Genomic DNA, 17,425 nt, shown 5'->3' on the forward strand with positions numbered 1-17,425 from the left:
GTAGGTGAGTCATGCCTTTTTCCGACGTGGAACACGTACCACTCGACGATTAGCGGTCGCCGCTTCGCTGGCCTTGGTGGCCGGTACGCTGCCGACCCTGACCGGGCCGGCGGTCGCGGCCCCGGTCGCCGCACCAGCGCCGGCGTCCGGTCCCGACACCAGTTGCGCCGACCAGCAGCCCGACGAGGCCGCCGCGGTGGACGCCGCTCGCCGGTGTGCCAAGCGGGTGGAGAACCTCGCTGCCCGCAGCGAGACGCAGGATGTCTTCGTCAACCCCGACGGCACGTCGACCGCCCAGGTCTATGCCGGCCCGATCCGGATGCGGGACGCCGGGGGTCAGCTCGTTCCGATCGACCTCACCATGCGTGCGGAGGCGGATGGTTCGGTCGCACCGGTCGCTCACCCCAACGGTCTCAAGGTCTCCGGCGCGGTGGGCGCGGGTGAGCACGACCTGCTGAGCGTCGGGGTCGGCGCGCACCGGGCCGCGATCGGGTGGACCGGCGCGCTGCCGAAGCCGGTGCTGGCCGCCAACCGCGCGACGTACCCGGAGGTTCGGCCGGGTGTCGACCTCGTGGTCGAGGCCAGCCGTACCGGCGTGCGGCAGTACCTGCTGGTCAAGAACCGCGCCGCCGCCGCCCAGGTGGCGTCGGTGCGGCTGCCGGTGCGGGCGAAGGGCCTGGTCACCAGCGGCGACGGCGCCGGCGGTCTGCGCTTCGCCGATGACAAGGGCCGCATCGTGGCCACCTCGGCCACCCCCGAGATGTGGGACTCGTCCGTCGACCCGGCCACCGGCGGCCCGAAGCGGCTGGTCAAGATCGCCGCCAAGCAGACGGCGCGGGCCGGCGCGATGGACCTGGCGCTCACCCCCGACCAGGCGTTCCTCGCGGACCCCTCGACGGTGTACCCGGTCATCGTGGATCCGTCGATCAATCCGGTCTCGCCCACCTTCGCGACCTACGTGAAGTCCGACGACACGGTTGGCCGGTCCGGGGCCAACGACATCCAGATCGGTAAGGCGTCGGGGGAGAACCCCGGCGTCGCCCGAGGTTTCGTCCACTGGGGCACGACGGCGCTGCGCGGCAAGCAGATCACCTCGGCGACCGTCTACTTCTGGAACTGGTACTCCACGACCTGCTCCGCCAAGTCCTGGCAGATCTGGTCCACCGGGGCCGCCAGTTCCACCACGCGCTGGGCGAGCCAGCCGGCGTGGAACTACCAGGAGGCGACCTCCACCGCCACGAAGGGTCTGAACAGCACCTGTGACGACGGCTGGGTGAGCATCACCGGCACCAGCTTCTTCCAGCGGGCCGCCACGGCCAACCAGGCCACCGCCTACATGGGGATCCGGGCCACCAGCGAGACCGACCCGGACAGCTGGAAGCAGTTCCGGTCCGACGACGCGGACATCCAGAGCCAGGTCCCGTACGCGGTCGTGAACTACAACAGCTACCCCAACGCGCTTGACCCGACGAAGCTGCAACCGGGCGACGCGAGCGAGACCGAGACGCGGACGCCGACCATGAAGGGTGTCTTCAGCGACCCGGACGGCGGCAGCGGCCGGGTCGACTTCGAGATCTACGACCGCAGCGGGGCGACGCTCGAGGTCTCCGGTTCCGGTGGCAGCGTCACGAACGGCAGCGAGTCGAGCTGGACGGTGCCGTCCGGTGAACTCGTCGCCAACACCACGTACAAGTGGCGGGCTCGCGGCCACGACGGCAGTGTCGCCGGGCCGTGGTCGGGCTGGCGGTTCATGACCACCTCGGACGGCTCGCCCACCGGTGAGCAGGGCCGGTTCTCCTTCCAGGACCAGGACCTGACCGACCGGTTGCAGCTCAGGGTGAACGTCGCAAACGGCAACCTGCTGCTCAAGGGCACCGACTTCAACATCCGTGGCACCGGCACCGACCTGACCGTCGACCGGTACTACAACTCCCGCTGGACCGGCACCTCGACCCTGGGTAAGGGCTGGGTGCTCGGCACCGGGCAGGACGTGAAGCTGACGTACTCCAAGACCGACCACGCCACCGCCGACATCACCTACCAGGCACCCACCGGTTTCAAGGCGAGGTTCGTCAACGACGGCACCAACTCCTGGCGGACCCCGCCGAGCCTGGACGCCAAGCTGACCCGCAACACCACCACCGGCGAGCTGCGGTTGAAGTTCGACAAGAGCGAGGGCAGTTTCTACTTCGCCGACTCGACCGGCCGGCTGCTGCGCAACGTCGACAAGAACGACAACAAGATCACCTTTGGGTACGACGGTGCGGGTAACGCCACCACCATCACCGACACCCAGGGCCGGGTGGTAGCCCTCGCCTACACCTCGGGCCGGTTGACCTCGGTGACCGACTCCACCAATCGGGTGACCAGCTACGGCTACAACTCAGACCAGAACCTGACCACCGTAACCGACTCCGCCGGTGGGGTGACGCGCTACGACTACACCGGTGACCAGGTCACAAAGATCACGACTCCCGAGGGGCGGATCACCAATCTGGGCTACGAGCCGGACACTTCCCGGATGCTCGACTATTTCGAGCAGACCAACCCGGGTGGCAACCCCACCGAGGCCCGCTGGCTGTTCACCTACTCGGCCGGCAAGACCGAGGTGACTGACCCCAACGGGTTTGTCACCCCGGCGACCACCGACGGCATCACCACGCACACGTACGAGACCCGGGACCGGGTCACCAAGGTCAAGGACGCCCTCGCCCACGAGCGATCCAAGAAGTACAACGCCAACGACAACATCGAGACCCTGACCGACTCGCTGACCAACACCACGACCATGGGTTGGGACCCGAACACCAACAACATGACTTCGGTCGGCATCGCCACCGGCGCGAAGTCCACCATGGACTACAACAGCACTAGCCACCCGAACTCGGTCAGCGGTGGCACCGATCCGGAGGGCAACAAGACGGCCTACTCCTACGACGCGGCTGGCAACAAGACGGGCTCGGAGAGCGACCAGTACCCAGGCCAGAAGATTGACGAGGCGGAGTACAACTCCAACGGCACGATGAAGTGGCGCGAGGACGGCAAGGACGTCCGGACCAACTTCAGCTACGACGCCAAGGGCAATCTGACCCTGGTGGACAACCCCGGCCCGCTGGGGGACGTCACCATCCTGCCGGACGCGCTGTCGCGCATGCTCGAGAACACCGACGGCAAGGGCCAGAAGACGCAGTACGTCTACGACCAACTGGACCGGGTCGACAAGATCACCTTCAAGGGCGCCGTCGTCGTCGACTACACCTACGACAAGGACGGCAACCTCACCCAGGTGGCCGATCCGACCGGTGTCACGACGTTCGGCTACGACAGGTTCGGCCGCCCCAGCAGCAAGTCCGTGCCCGGGGCGGCGCCGATCGGCTACGAGTACGACCGTAACGGGAACCTGACCAAGTACACCGACGGCGGTGGCTCGGTCACCTACGGCTACAACGCCGCGAACCTGGTGACGTCGCTGCTGGAGCCGGGTGCGTCCACCGCGGTGACCTTCACCTACGACGAGAACAACCGGCGCCGGTTCATGTACCTGCCGACGTCACCACGGATCACCGTGGAGATGAAGTACGACAAGTCGGGTCGGCAGACGTCGATCACGGCGACCAACGACAGCACGTCGGCCAAGCTGTCCTCCTTCACCTACGACTACAGCAAGACGGTCAACGGGGTCACGACCGATACCGCCCAGCGGCAGAAGGTCACCGATCTGTCCGGAACGACGACGTACACCTACGACAAGCTGAACCGTCTGTCGGGTGCGTCGGGTGCGCTGTCGCGCAGCTACGACTACGACGAGAACTTCAACCGCACTTCCAAGACGGAGAGCGGCACCACCACGTCGTACAGCTACAACGACGCCCACCAGTTGACGTCGGCGGGCTCGACGACGTACTCGTACGACGCCAACGGCAACACCACCAGCTCGTCGTCGGGCTGGGCGTTCTCCTACAACACGGTGAACAACCAGACCACCTCGATCACCAAGCCCGGCGGGACGGCGTTGACTCCGCTGACCTACGGCGGCGCGGATCAGACCCAGCGGCGGGCCGCGGGCTCGACCACGTACGTCAACTCGGCCCTGGGTATGGCCTCGGCGAAGGGCGCGGCGGGCTCCGGTACCACGGTGACCGCGAACTCGACGGACCCCGCGCCGGGGACCACCGACTACTACACCCGGGACAACACCGGCTCGCTGATCGGTTTGCGGGCCAACGGGGTGCGGTACTACTACCTCGTCGATGGCCTCGGCTCGGTGGTGGGTCTGGTGAACGGAAGCGCTGCGAAGGTCAACTCCTACAGCTACGACCCGTACGGCATCCAGCTGTCCGCGTCGCAGCAGGTGTCGAACCCCTGGCGGTACGCGTCCGGTCACCTCGACGGCGCGACCGGTCTCACCAAGTTCGGTGCGCGCTACTACGACCCGGGCCTGGGTCGGTTCACCCAGCGCGACCCGTCCGGCAAGGACCTGCCGTACAACTACGCGGGTGGCAACCCGGTCAACTTCACCGATCCCACCGGCCACAACCTCGCTGATCTCATCGGTGATTTCGGTTGGTACGGGGATCTCGGCGAGGCCGCGGTCAACTTCTCGAACGGCGACGGAGATGCACTCGAAGGCCAGGCGCAGTCGCTTTTCGCCTCGCTCGTGGTCGAGGTCTCGTGCAACTTCGTCCTGGGCTTGGCGGCTCCCGCGACTGCCGGGTTCTCGATGGTTCTCGGCCAGTTGGGCTGCATGGCGCTCGCCGGGGAGGTAGGGGAGCAGTTCGAGTAGACGCGTTCGCGCTCGGTTCACCGAACCGGTGGGCTGGCTCAGTGTGAACCATAATTAGGTGGTCCGGCTCGGCGGAGGACCCGCCGAGCCGGCCACTGCGCAATATCTAGAAAGGATGTCAGGAGATGCAGCCGAGTCGGCAGAACGAGGGTCCCTACCGCAAGGGAACGATGCGCGCGCTTGGCGCGACGACCGCCGTGCTGAGCGTGGTTCTCATTGGGTGGGGCATCTTCGAGGCTGCCACCGGGGGCAGAAACGGGGTGCGGATGATTGTCATCGGTGCCATCTGCGCCGCTATCGCCGCGATCGGCATCCCGCTCGGCATCCGGCGCGGCCGGCTCTGACGAGCCCCTAGTTTGTTGAACAATCGGCCGGGGTACCCGTTCACATCCCAACATCAGGAGGTCTCCAGTGTCCGAAGAGTACCGTCAGGACGTGGCCGAAGCGGTGGGTCGGATGGGATCAGCTATCGGAGCCACGAAGGAACTTCGTGACGTCGAGTCGCACCTTGGGCCGGACGAGAGGGTCATCGCGCTCGTCGCGGGGAACCACGGTCCGGGCAATGGTCTGTTGGTGCTCACTCAGGCACGTCTGTTCTTCCTGTTCGAGGGCATCATCCGCGAATCCTTTCTCGAGGTGCCCATCGCTGAGGTTGCCGGCGTCGAGTGGCAGACCGGGATCAATCTCGGCACGATCACCATTCACGCGGGAAGTGCGATCGAGGTGTCCGGGGTCGATAAGGACGGCGGGGAAGTACTGGTCGCCGCGTTGAAGGAGACCCGGGCGACGTACAGCGCCCGATGACCTCACCCCGTGTGACGACCGTCGGGCTGCCGGCGGTCGTTACGCTGTCCCGGCCGGACGCTGCTCTTGGAGATTCGTCAGCCGCTGCTAATTCTGACCATGCGTTGACGCCATTATTGGCGAGCGCGCGCTGCCTCCAAATCCGAGCAACGGCCGCACGACGACGCCAGTGGCGCACTATCCATCCTGTCCACCCGACTAGCAGGTCGATCGGCCGGGTCAAGGTGAGGCACCGGCTGGCATGGTCGGAGAGCTTCGATGATCTCGCGAAGGGTCCTGCTGAGCGCCGGGCCGGGAGGTGCGCGAACGCCCGACGTGACCTGGGCCGATTCGCCGAGGAGGCGCGGCGGACAGTTCGTTCCGCGTGGATCCTTAGCTGAGGGTTAAGACGCGCTTACGGAAAACTGTCCTACCGACGGCGTGCCCTGGTCATCGATACGCTGCTCACGGTTATCGCAGCAGACACAGGGAGTTCTCCTTGACCAGGCACGGACTACACCGCATCACCCGGTTCCGCAACGGCCCCCGGCGCAAGGCGATCGCCATCGGCGTCGTCGGTGGCTCGGTGGTGGCCGGCATCGTGGCGACCATGATGCCCCTGTTGGCCAGCGACGACCTGTCGATCCGCGCGGTGGCGGACACCACCGCGACGATCGTCTCGCAGGACGGTGACAACTCCACCAAGGGGACCCTGGCGACCTGCCCGGCGCGCTGCGACGGCAACCCGCGCGGCGGCCGGGAGGCGGTCGTCGAGTTCGCGGTGACCACGCTTCCCGCCGCCGCCGTCAACGTCCGGGCGACCCTGCGCATGCACGCCTGGCAGCAGTTCGCCGCCACGGTGACCGCGCACGCCTCGTCGGTGAGCGCCCGCGAGGCGCGACCGGCCCCGGCGAAGGCGGGAACCGTGTTGGACTCGGTGACCGGTGTCGCCAAGGGCGTCAACGAGTGGGACGTCTCCAAGCTGGTCACCGGAAACGGCACGTGGACGGTGTCGTTGGCCCAGACCGGCCTGGAGACCCGCGTCTACTGGGCGTCGGTCGAGAACCGCAGCGCCGACCTGCGGCCCAGCCTGGTGATCAGCTACGACCTGGGTAGCGGGCCGACGTCGGCGCCGACCACCCGACCCGCGCCGACGCCCACGGTCGCGCCGACCACCGCCGCGCCCCGGCCCACGCCGACGGTCGCGCCGACCCGTACGCCGACCCCGACCCAGAGCCCCACCCTCCCGTCCGGCAAGTGCGGCCAGGTGTCCGACACGCTGGTGCCCTCCTGCGGCGCCTGGTGGGGGATGTACTCACCCGCCAACGCCGGCAGCGGCTGGGACCACGGCAAGGCGATCACCGACGTGGAGGCCCAGGTCGGGCGCAAGTTCGACATCGTGCACCGCTACCACGACTTCTCCAACGCCGGCAGCAACGGCGCGTTCCCGGACGCCTACGAGCAGGACCAGATGCGCCAGGGCCGGCTGATGTTCTTCGCCTGGGAGTCGCGCGACTTCTCCGCCGGTACGACGCTGAAGTGGTCCGACGTCTACAGCGGCCGGCAGGACGCCACCATCGACGCGGTCGCCGGTCGCATCCGGGCCGCCAAGGTGCCGGTGTTCATGGGCTTCGACCACGAGCCGGAGGACGAGCCGGGCAAGGGTAGCGACGCTGACTTCGTCCGCGCCTGGAAGTACGTGTACGAGCGGTTCGCCAAGGCGGGCGCGGACAACGCCGTCTGGGTGTGGACGATGATGGGCTGGTCCGGGCACTACTCGCGGTACGCCGGCCTCTACCCCGGCGACCGGTACGTCGACTGGGTCGCCTACGACCCGTACAACTTCCACGTCTGCAACGGCAGCACCGTGTGGAAGAGCCCGAGTACGACGATCGGCGGCTTCTACGACTGGCTCGACCAGAACGGCATCGGTGCGGGCAAGCCCCGGATGCTCGCCGAGTTCGGCACGAACTTCGACGCCAAGGACCCGGGCGCGAAGCAGCGCTGGTTCCAGGAGTTCCCGGCGGCCCTGAAGGCGCACCCGAAGATCAAGGCCGCCATCTACTTCAATTCGCCGGGCATGACCTCCCGCACGGCGACCTGTGACATGACGATGAACCACGACGCCTCCGCCGTGGCCGGGTTCACCCAGGCCGGCAAGGACGCGTACCTGCGGCAGCCCACCGGAGGGAGCCGCTGACACGTGTGACGACATTGTGAACACAGCCGCCGTTCATCGGAGATTCACCAGCTGATCTTCCGGCGTTCTGTCGGCTAGCAGATTCACGCACCGCCCAATCGGCGGATGCGCCTACCAGGCTGGGCGAGGCACGCTACCTCGGGTTCTCATCCATCTTGGAGGCGTAGCGTGCCCACACTCTCGCACTCATGGCGTTTGTTCGGACGACGTCGTACCCGGGCGGGGGTGATCGCGCTTGCGGTCCTCGCCGCGGTGCTCAGCGCCCCCACGGCCTCCTCGGCGGCGGTGGTGCCGGTCCCCGGGACCGCGACCCTGGTGTCGGCGAATCCCACCGACCTCACCCCGCACGCCCGCGACGGTGAGACCCGCGCCTTCGCGCAGGTCGGCAACACCGTGTTCGTCGGCGGCAGCTTCACCCAGCTCCGGCAGACCGCCACGTCCGCGTGGGTCACCCAGCGGTACCTCTTCGCGTACGACCGCACCACGGGCGCGATGTCCACCAGCTTCCTGCCGGTGCTCGACGGCGCGGTCAACACGCTGCTGGCGGGGCCCGGTGGCACGCTGATCGTCGGCGGCGCCTTCAAGAACGTCAACGGGGTCTCCCGCAAGAACCTGGTCGCGTTGAACCCGAGCACCGGCGCGATCATCGACAGTTGGGTGGGCCGCTCCGACGGCGGCACCGTCCGGGATCTGGCGCTGTCGGGCAACTGGCTCTACGTGGCCGGCGCGTTCAACTGGCTCAACGGCACCGCGCACGCCGGTCTCGGCCGGCTGAACGCGACCACCGGGGCGATCGACCCGACCTTCTCCATCGACGCCACGGTCGGACGGCACGGCACCACCTCGTACGTGTGGACCATCGACGTCACTCCGGACGGCAACACCCTTGGCGTCGGCGGCAACTTCACGCTCCTCAACGACCTGCCGCGTAACCAGATCGCGCTCGTCGACGTGTCCGGCACCCCGGCGGTGCTGGACTGGAGCAGCGAGAAGTACGTCGCGCCGTGCGCCGCCCCGACGACGTTCGTGCACTACGTGCAGGACCTCAAGTTCGGCGAGGACGGCACCTGGTTCGTGGTCGGCAGCAACGGCGGCGCCGGCTGGCCGAGCGCGTACTGCGACGCGCTGGTCCGGTTCGAGACCGCAGCCCGGGGCACCGGCCAGGTGGGCACCTGGATCGACTTCACCGGCAACGACACCATCACCTCGGTCGAGGTGGCCGACAACGTCATCTACCTGGGCGGTCACTTCCGCTGGTTGAACAACCCGAACGCCAGCGACAACGCCGGCCCGGGCGCGATCGACCGACTCGGTATCGGCGCGGTCACCCCGGCCACGGGTCTGCCGGTGAACTGGAACCCGCGGCGCAGCGGCAGCGCCTCGATGCCGTCCGGCACCACCGCCTGGGGTTCGGCGGTGCCGGTGCTCTGGCGCGGCTCCGACGGTCTCTACTTCGGCCACAACTCCGACGGCATGGGCGAGGAGTACCACGGGCGGCTCGGCATGTTCCCGCTCGCCGGCGGTCGCACCTTCACGGCGAAGAACCCGCCGAGTGGCAGCAGCGGCAACCTCTACCTGGGCACCGGCGCGGGCGAGGTGTCGAAGGTGCCGTTCGACGGCGTGACGCTGGGTACCCCCACCACCGTCAGCCAGCCGGCCTACACCGCGTCCGGCGCGACCTGGCGGGTGGACGACCGGATCTACTGGTCGCACACGGTGGCGGGTACGCCCACCGGCAGCCGGATCGACGTCTCGCTGTTCAACGGTGGCGCGATCGGCTCGTCGTGGGAGGCGTCCGGCTACAACGACTGGTTCAACCCGGCGAGTCTCACCGGCGCCTTCTACCTCGACGGTCGGCTCTACTACACCCGTACCGGCGCCAACAGCCTCTACTACCGCTACTTCGAGATCGACGGAAACTACCTCGGCGCGACCGAGTTCGCGCTGCCGACGAGCGGTGTCACCTGGTCGAGCGTGCGTGGCATGGCCTGGGTGGACGGTCGGATCGTCTACGGTGCCACAGACGGCGGGTTGCGCAGCGTCCCGTTCGACCCGACGGCCGCGCCGACCGCGGTGGTCAACGGCACCGCGACGACGCTCATCGCCGCAGCGACGCCCGAGTTGTCGTGGTCTATCCCCTCAATGTTCTTCTCCGTGCAGTGATGGTCAACCGTTCGTAACGGAGGATCGGTAGATTGTTCACGTCGGGTCGGCGGCGGTACCACCGCCGCCGGCCCCGCGATGTGGGGAGGGGTCGTTGGTCGGCGGCGCTGGATTCCGTGCGAAACGCGCGGTCCACCTGGTCTTCGCGCTCAAACGTGCCTGGTACGGGTTGCGCTATCGGCGGCTGACCCTCGGCCGGGACGTGCAGATCCGCGGCCGGATCCGGCTGCGTCGGGGCGTACGGGTCACCATCGGCGACCGCACCCGCATCAACAAGCTGGTCCGCTTCGCCGGCCCCGGCGAGGTACGCGTCGGCGCCGACTGTCTGCTCAACGCCACCTGGATCGGCACCTGGACGTCGGTGACGGTCGGCGACAGGTGCCTGTTGTCCGACTGCGAGCTGCTCGACAACGACTTCCACAACCTGCCGCCCGACCAACGGCACGCGCCGCCCGGCCCGGCCACCCGCGCGCCGATCGTGCTGGAGGACAACGTCTGGGTCGGCGCGCACGCCCTGGTGCTCAAGGGGGTCCGGGTCGGCCGGGACAGCGTCGTGGGCGCGGCCTCGGTGGTGCGTACCGACGTGCCGCCGGGCGTCGTCGTCGTGGGCAATCCTCAACAGACGGTGAAGAAGTTCCATGACTGATGCGACGCCCGCTCCCTGGCCACCCGACTCGTCGAGCTCCGGCGGCACCCGGGTGGTGACGCTCTCCGACCTGGTGCGGGTGCCGATGCACCGGCTGCGGCTGGTGGTCGCGGTCGCCCTGGTCGGCCTGCTCGCCGCCCTCGGTTACGTGCTGCTGGTCCCGGCGGCGGTGACCGCCCGCGCGGTCGTGGCGGTCCGGCCAGTTGTCACCGACGCCTTCACGCCCAGCGGCGCGGGCGCCGACCGCGCCGTCAACATGAACGTGGAGAGCGGCCTCGCCACCGGCACCGAGGTGGTTCAGCGGCTCGCCGACGCCGTCGGTGGCGAGCCGCGTGACGTCCGCAACGCCCTGGAGGTCGAGGTGCCGACCGGCGGGCAGATCCTGCGCTTCACCTACCAGACGCACGACGCGCAGCGGGCGGTGCAGGGCGCCAACCTCGCCGCGCGGTCCTACCTCGACGTGCGGCGGACCATGTACGAGCAGCAGCGCGCCGAGATGCTGCGCTCCTACGACGCGAGCATCGCCAAGGTCGTCGCCCAGCAGACGGCGGTGCAGAAGCGCGCGAGCGGCGCCAAGGGCACCGCCGCCGGCGACGCCGCGCTGGCCGAGCTGTCCGGCATCAACAATCAGCTCACCCAGCTCAACACGGCCCGCACCGAGATCGCCGCGGTCGACGTCAACCCCGGCTGGGTCACCCAGACCGCCGAGCGGGCGCTGGTGACCTCCGCCGGGCACCGGCCGCTCTACCTGGTCGCCGGCCTGCTCGGCGGCGCGCTGATCGGCGTCGTGCTGGCGTACGCGTGGGAGTCGGCGGACCGGCGGGTCCGCTCGGTCACCGACGGCCGGGACGCCACCGGCCTGCCGCTGCTCGGCACGGTACGTCGACCGCCCTGGCGGGGCAGTCCACGGGCGGTCGACGCGGACATCCGCTACGTGGCGATGGCGGTCGCCGAGCGGGTGCGCCAGCCGGCCCGGGTCGCGCTGGTCACCTCCCGCGAGGACGTCACGGCGCTCACCGCCGGACTGGCCGTGGCGCTCGCCGCCGATGGTCGGGAGGTCTTCGTCGCCGACGACAGCGGCCGCGTCGAGCGCCTGCGTGCCGCCGTCCTCGCCGACCGGGGTCGGCTGCCCCTCGACCCGTCCCGCCCGCTGGTGCCCAAGCCGCGTCCGGCCGGCACGCCGACGGCGGGCGGTGTTCCCGCCGATACGCCGGCGACTCGGCGGCCGTCCCCGCACCCGCCCGGCAGCCGCCCGTCCACCGACCCGGACGCGACGCTCACCCTGCCCCGGGTGGCGTCCGCCCGGACCGACAACGGCCGTCCGGCGTCGGCGGACGAGGTGACCGTGGGGGTGGGCAGCGTCCGCTTCGGCACCTGGCGGCAGGGCGCCGACCACGGTCTGGTGCTGTTCAACGCGCCACCGGCCGAGTCCGACGAGCGCGGCGTCGCGGTCGCCCGACAGGGCAGCGCGGTGGTGGTCATCGAGCGGGACCGTAGCCGCCAGAGCGACCTGCGGCGGCTCGTGGAGCGGCTGCGCGCCGCCGGGGTCACCCCGCTGGGCTTCGTCCTCACCCGCAACGGCCGGGCCTGATCGGTGTCGGTCACCCGCGCCCCGGCGACCGAGCCGCCACCCGGTGACACACCGGCCGCCGTCGCAGTGACGCCGCCGACACCGCCCCCCGCGCGGCTGCCCCTCTGGCCCCTGGCGTTGATGTTCGGCCTCGTGCCGCTCTGGTGGGCGCTCGGCGCGTTCTACCTGGGCTGGTCCCTGCTGGGCGCGCTGCTGCTGGCGGTGCTGCTCACCCGGGGGCGGGTGCCGCTGCCCCCGGTGGCCGGCATCTGGCTGCTGTTCCTGGCGATCGTGGTCGTCAGCGCCACCCAACTGTCCTCACCGGCGTCGCTGCTGACGTTCGCCCTGCGCCTCGCCTTCTACCTGACCGCGCTGGTGGTCGGCGTCTACGTCTACGCCGCCGCCCGGGAACGTGCCGACCTGGTGGCGGTGCTCACCCCGCTCTGCGCGTTCTGGTTCGCGCTGGTGGTGCTGGGCTGGCTCGGGGTGCTCGTGCCCCGGTTCGCGCTGGCCACCCCGATGGAGGTGCTGCTGCCCGCCGGCGTCGCCCGTACGCCGTTCATCCAGGACATGGTGCACCTGACCACCGCGGAGTACAGCCCGCGCTCGCTCAACCCGATCTACCGGCCCGCCGCGCCGTTCGCCTACACCAACAACTACGGCAGCGCGTACGCGATGACGTTGCCCTGCGTGGTGGCGTACACCATGTTGCGCCGTCGCGGGCTGCTGCGGTGGGCGCTGCTGGCGTCGCTGCCGCTGTCGCTGGCCCCCGCGTTCCTCACCCTGAACCGGGCGATGTTCCTGAGCCTCGGCGCGGGGCTCGCCGTGCTTGGAGTGCGGGCCAGCCTGCGGGGCAACGTCCGCGTCGCCGCGTCCATCGTCGGCGTGGTCGTGACCGGAGCGGTGGCCACGCTCTTCATCCCCATCACCGAGTTGATCAACAATCGGGTCGACTCCAGCGACACCAACACCGACCGGTTGTCGCTCTACACGGAGGTGATCCGCCGCGTGCAGGACTCGCCGTGGCTCGGCTACGGCGCTCCGGTGAACGTGGACACCGTCTCCGCGGACGCGCCGATCGGCACGCAGGGGCAACTGTGGATGGTGCTGTTCAGTCACGGCGTACCGGCGCTGATCTGCTTTCTGGGTTGGTTCGTGGCCGCCGCGGTGGTCTGCGCGCGGGCGACGTCGGCGGCCGGTCAGTGGTTGGCCGTCGTGCCGGTGGTCTGCCTCGTGCAGATCCCGTTCTACGGCATGGCCAACCAGAACCTGACTGTCGCGTTCTTCGCGGTCGGCTTCGCCATGGCGCTCACCGAACGCGAACGCGCGCCCCGCCCGTACCGGTGGCATCCGCCGCTCGTCTCCACCACGGCGGTGCCGGCATGACCGCCGCCACCCGACCGCCGGCCGACGCCGGCCGGGACGGCCCGCCGAGCGCGGTGACGGACGTCGGCGCGGTCGAGACGCGCCGCAGCGCCCGCAGCGGGGTGGCCGGGTTGCTCGGCGCGGCCGTGAGCGGTCTGTTCGGTTTCGTGCTGGCCGTGGTGATCACCCGGGGGTACGGGACGGCCGGCGCGGGTGCGTTCTTCGCTGCGATCGGCGTGGTCACCGTGGCCACCGCGGTCTGCACGCTCGGCGCGGAGACCGGGCTCATGTGGGCGGTGCCCCGTAGGCGTCTCGGCGTCCGGGGTGACGCGGCCCGGGTGCTTCCGGTGGCGCTGATCCCACCGCTGCTGGCCGGCGTCGCCGTCGCCGTCGCGGGAGCGCTGAGCGCCGACGCGCTCGCCCCCGCCTGCTGCGCGGCTCGGGCGACGCGGCCCACGGGTTGCTGACGCTGACCTTCGCCGCCGTGCCGGTGGTGGTGGCGATGACCCTGCTGCTGGCCGCGTTGCGCTGCGTACGGCCCATCCGCGCGTACGTCGGCGTCCAGTTCCTCCTGCTGCCGGTGGCCCGCCCGGCGCTGGTCGGCGCCGCCGCGCTGGCAAGTGGCGGGCTGCTCGCCGGCATGACCGGCTGGCTGGTGCCGGCGGCGCTGGCGTTGCTGGCCTGCCTGGTGCTGGTGGCCGGGCCGCTCGGGTTGGGTCGGGGCGCGGCGCTCCGGCCGACCAGATCCGACTGGTCGACGTTCTGGCGCTTCGCCCTGCCCCGGGCCGCCTCGGCGGCCATCGACGCGGGCAGCATGTGGGTGGGGGTGCTGCTGACGTCGGTGCTGGCCGGACCGGCCGACGCGGGCGTGTTCGGCGCGGTCGGCCGCTACGTGCTGGCCGGGCAGCTCGCCATGCAGGGCCTGCGGGTCGCGGTGTCACCGCAGCTGTCCCGGCTGCTCGGGCGCGGTGAGCGGGCCGCCGCGGCGGCCGTGCACCGGCAGTTGACCATCTGGGGGCTGGTGCTGTCCTGGCCGGTGTACCTGCTGCTGGCGGTGTTCGCGCTCGCGTTCCTGCAGTTGTTCGGCCGGGAGTTCACCGCCGGCGTGCCGGCGATGACGGTGTTGGCGCTGGCGATGTTGGTGAACACCGGTGTGGGCAACGTGCAGAGCCTGCTGCTGATGGGCGGACGCAGCGGCCTGCACCTGGTCTCCACGCTGGCCGGGCTCACCGTGACCGTCTCGCTCGGACTCTGGCTGATCCCCGGTCACGGCGCGACGGGCGCGGCGCTGGCATGGGCCGCCGGCATCGCCACCGAGAACCTCGCCGCCGCCGGCTTCGCCCGGTCGGTGGTCGGCGAACCGCTCGTCGGCAGGGCGACGCTACGCGCCGCGGCGGCCACCGTCGGCGGTGTGGGCGTCGCGGCGGCGATCGGCGTGCTGGCCGGGGGCGCGGCCTGCCCGGCCTGGCGGTGGCGCTCGCCGTGCTGGTGGCCGGCTGCGTCGGCTTGTTGACGTTGCCCCGGGTGCGCGCCGGCATCCGGGTGACCATGAGGCAGATCCGTGGGTCGGACGAGGCGGCCACGGCCGCCGGGCCGGCCCCGGCATCGACGAGAGGTAGGTGAGGGCCGTCGTGGCGTCCATCCGTGACCGGGTCAAGCAGTTGGTGCCGACCCAGGTGACCACCCGGGTGAAGGATTCCCTGGTCGACTACGGGGTGCGCACCAGTGACCGGCGACCCCTGCCGGACTTCTTGATCATCGGCACCAAACGGGGTGGCACCACCTCGCTGTGGAACTACCTCATCCAGCATCCGCTGGTGCCCCGACTCTTCCCCGCGTGGAACACCAAGTCCGCGCATTACTTCGAGGAGCACTGGGGTCGCGGCGAGGCGTGGTACCGCTCGCACTTCCCGACCGAACGGCAGCGCGAGGCCCTCGCTAAGCGGCACGGCGGGCCGGTCCGCGTCGGCGAGGCCGCGCCGCTGTACATGTTCCACCCGCTCGCCGCGCAGCGGGTCGCCGCGCTCATGCCGACCGTGAAGCTGATCGTGCTGCTGCGTGATCCGGTCGAGCGGGCGTACTCGCACTGGAAGGAGCGTCGTACGCACGGCATCGAGCCGCTGGACTTCGCGGACGCGCTGGCCGCCGAGCCGGAGCGTACGGCGGGGGAGCGGGAGCGGCTCATCGCCGAGCCGGAGGCGTTCAGCGAGGCGTACGACTGGTACACGTACCGGGCGCGGGGGCGTTACCTGGAGCACCTGGAGCCGTGGTTGGACCGGTTCGACCCGGCCCAGTTCCTCTTCCTGCCCAGCGAGGACCTCTACCGCGACTCCCGGGCCACCTACCGACGCACGCTCGACTTCCTCGGGCTGCCCGCGTACGACCTGCCGAACTTCAAGGTCTACAACGACCGGCGCTCGGCCCCGCTGGAGCCGGCGGTCCGCGCCGAGCTGACCGACTACTACCGCCCGTACAACGACGCGCTTCGCGAGCGGCTCGGGTTGGACCTCGACTGGGCGGACCGGGCGGCGTGACGACCGGGGTCACCCCGGCCACGGATCCCCGTTCGCGGACGGACGGGCTGGGCTGGGTGAGTCGTGCGGTGTTCCCGGACGACCGGGTCCACCTGACGGTGGGCGGCGCGGTGCCGGCCGGGCAGCGGGCGGTCGCCCGGTACGCCGTGGTGCCGTCGGTGGCACGGGCGCGGTTCCTGGTGCCGCTGGGCGCGCCCCGGGCCGGCGCGGCGTCGCTGCTGGCGTACAACGCGTTGCGGCCGCCGAAGGTGCGGGCGTTCCGGGCGGCGCTCGGTGGGCTGGCCCGACTGGGTGGGGCGGGCCTGGCGCCGTTTCCGACGTTGACCGTGTCGGTGCCGGTGGGGGCGCCCGTGGCCGATCTGGTGCTGACCGAGCGGCTCGCCGCCGCCCTGGGCGGTACGCCCCTGCTGGCGGCGTGCGGCGTCCGGCCACCGGACCCGAACGCGAAGCCCACGCTGCAACTGTTCACCGTCGACGGTCGTCCCCGTGGCTACGCGAAGATCGGCTGGAACGACGCCACCCGTGCCCTGGTGACGGCCGAGGCCGCCGCGCTGCGGGCGCTGCGCGTCGTGGCCGGTGTGCCCGACCATCCGGCGCCGCCCGGGCTGCTCACCGAGACGGCGTGGGCCGGTCAGGCCGTCGCGGTGATCGAGCCGCTGCCGCCGGACGTACGTGGAGTGCCGGCCGACGACCCGCCGCGGATCGCGGCGTTGCTCGCGGTCGCCCGGCGGGGCGGCGAGCCCGGTGTGCCGCGCCCGTTGGCCTCGTCGACCTTCCTGGCTCGACTGGCCGCGCAGGCGGAGCGGGCCGCCGTGGCCGGGTCCGCCGGGGCGCAGGCGGTGGCGGCGGTCGCCGCGCTGGCCCGCCGACACGGTGACACGGCCGTCGAGTTCGGCCACTGGCACGGCGACTGGGTGCCGTGGAACCTGGGCACGCACGACGGCCGCCTGGTCGCCTGGGACTGGGAGCACAGTGGCCCGGACGTGCCGGTCGGCTTCGACCTGGCGCACGACGCGTTCCAGCGGTCGCTGGTGCTGCGTGGCGCGCCGGCCGAGGTGGCCGCCGCGGCCGTGGACGCGTGCCTGGGGCGACACGGTGGGCGGCTCGGCCTCGACGCGGCGCGGTGCGCCCTGGTGGCCGACGCGTACCTGCTGGAGATGTGGCTACGTACGTGGCGGCTGGCCGACGCCGGCGCCGGGTGGAACCCGGCGCTGCATCCCGCACTGTTGGACGTCATCGAGAAACGACATAGCGAGTGAACAGGAGAATTCCCGACGCCGGAGGCGCGTCATAGAGTGACCACATAATGGCAGGTCGTGACGGTGGTCGATGGGCTGTGAGGTCGACAGTGGGCCTGAGCACGCCGAAGGGAGATCGTCGC

Annotated in this window: 10 protein-coding genes and 1 pseudogene; all 11 read left to right on the forward strand. The window is 70.5% G+C overall.

What is annotated here, in order from left to right; genetic code table 11:
- Positions 1-76: 76 nt before the first annotated feature.
- The 11 genes and pseudogenes from ACQP0N_RS12390 (at position 77) to ACQP0N_RS12440 (ending at position 17,303) form a co-directional block, all read left to right on the forward strand.
- The gene (locus ACQP0N_RS12390; protein ID WP_433120108.1) at positions 77-4,783 is read left to right on the forward strand and encodes an RHS repeat-associated core domain-containing protein; all 4,707 of its coding nucleotides are present in this window, start codon (positions 77-79) and stop codon (positions 4,781-4,783) included.
- Between the two features lie 125 nt (positions 4,784-4,908).
- On the forward strand, positions 4,909-5,127 hold the full coding sequence (locus ACQP0N_RS12395; RefSeq protein WP_433120110.1) for a hypothetical protein: 219 nt from the start codon (positions 4,909-4,911) through the stop codon (positions 5,125-5,127).
- 67 nt (positions 5,128-5,194) lie between these two features.
- Positions 5,195-5,587 (forward strand): hypothetical protein, encoded by a 393-nt coding sequence (locus ACQP0N_RS12400; protein WP_433120112.1) that lies wholly within the window; start codon positions 5,195-5,197, stop codon positions 5,585-5,587.
- Positions 5,588-6,065: 478 nt separating this feature from the next.
- The gene (locus tag ACQP0N_RS12405) at positions 6,066-7,766 is read left to right on the forward strand and encodes a glycosyl hydrolase (RefSeq protein WP_433120114.1); all 1,701 of its coding nucleotides are present in this window, start codon (positions 6,066-6,068) and stop codon (positions 7,764-7,766) included.
- Positions 7,767-7,991: 225 nt separating this feature from the next.
- A complete protein-coding gene (locus tag ACQP0N_RS12410; RefSeq protein WP_433120116.1) occupies positions 7,992-9,929 on the forward strand; it encodes a hypothetical protein in 1,938 nt (645 codons plus the stop codon).
- Between the two features lie 94 nt (positions 9,930-10,023).
- Positions 10,024-10,575 carry an acyltransferase gene (locus ACQP0N_RS12415; RefSeq protein WP_355053064.1) on the forward strand — a complete coding sequence of 184 codons (552 nt, stop codon included), beginning with the start codon at positions 10,024-10,026 and terminating at the stop codon, positions 10,573-10,575.
- Positions 10,568-12,166, forward strand: coding sequence for a lipopolysaccharide biosynthesis protein (locus ACQP0N_RS12420; protein WP_433120118.1), 1,599 nt, complete (start codon positions 10,568-10,570; stop codon positions 12,164-12,166). The genes ACQP0N_RS12415 and ACQP0N_RS12420 overlap by 8 nt, the downstream gene beginning before the upstream one ends.
- 120 nt (positions 12,167-12,286) lie before the next feature.
- Complete coding sequence (locus tag ACQP0N_RS12425) at positions 12,287-13,531, forward strand: O-antigen ligase family protein (protein ID WP_433120120.1); 1,245 nt, start codon at positions 12,287-12,289, stop codon at positions 13,529-13,531.
- Positions 13,528-15,133: pseudogene (locus ACQP0N_RS12430) on the forward strand (lipopolysaccharide biosynthesis protein). The gene ACQP0N_RS12425 and the pseudogene ACQP0N_RS12430 overlap by 4 nt, the downstream one beginning before the upstream one ends.
- 8 nt (positions 15,134-15,141) lie before the next feature.
- A complete protein-coding gene (locus tag ACQP0N_RS12435) occupies positions 15,142-16,044 on the forward strand; it encodes a sulfotransferase domain-containing protein (protein WP_433120122.1) in 903 nt (300 codons plus the stop codon).
- On the forward strand, positions 16,041-17,303 hold the full coding sequence (locus ACQP0N_RS12440) for a hypothetical protein (RefSeq protein WP_433120124.1): 1,263 nt from the start codon (positions 16,041-16,043) through the stop codon (positions 17,301-17,303). The genes ACQP0N_RS12435 and ACQP0N_RS12440 overlap by 4 nt, the downstream gene beginning before the upstream one ends.
- Positions 17,304-17,425 lie beyond the last annotated feature (122 nt).

It is taken from the genome of Micromonospora sp. CA-246542, assembly GCF_050942905.1.
GTDB lineage: Bacteria > Actinomycetota > Actinomycetes > Mycobacteriales > Micromonosporaceae > Micromonospora.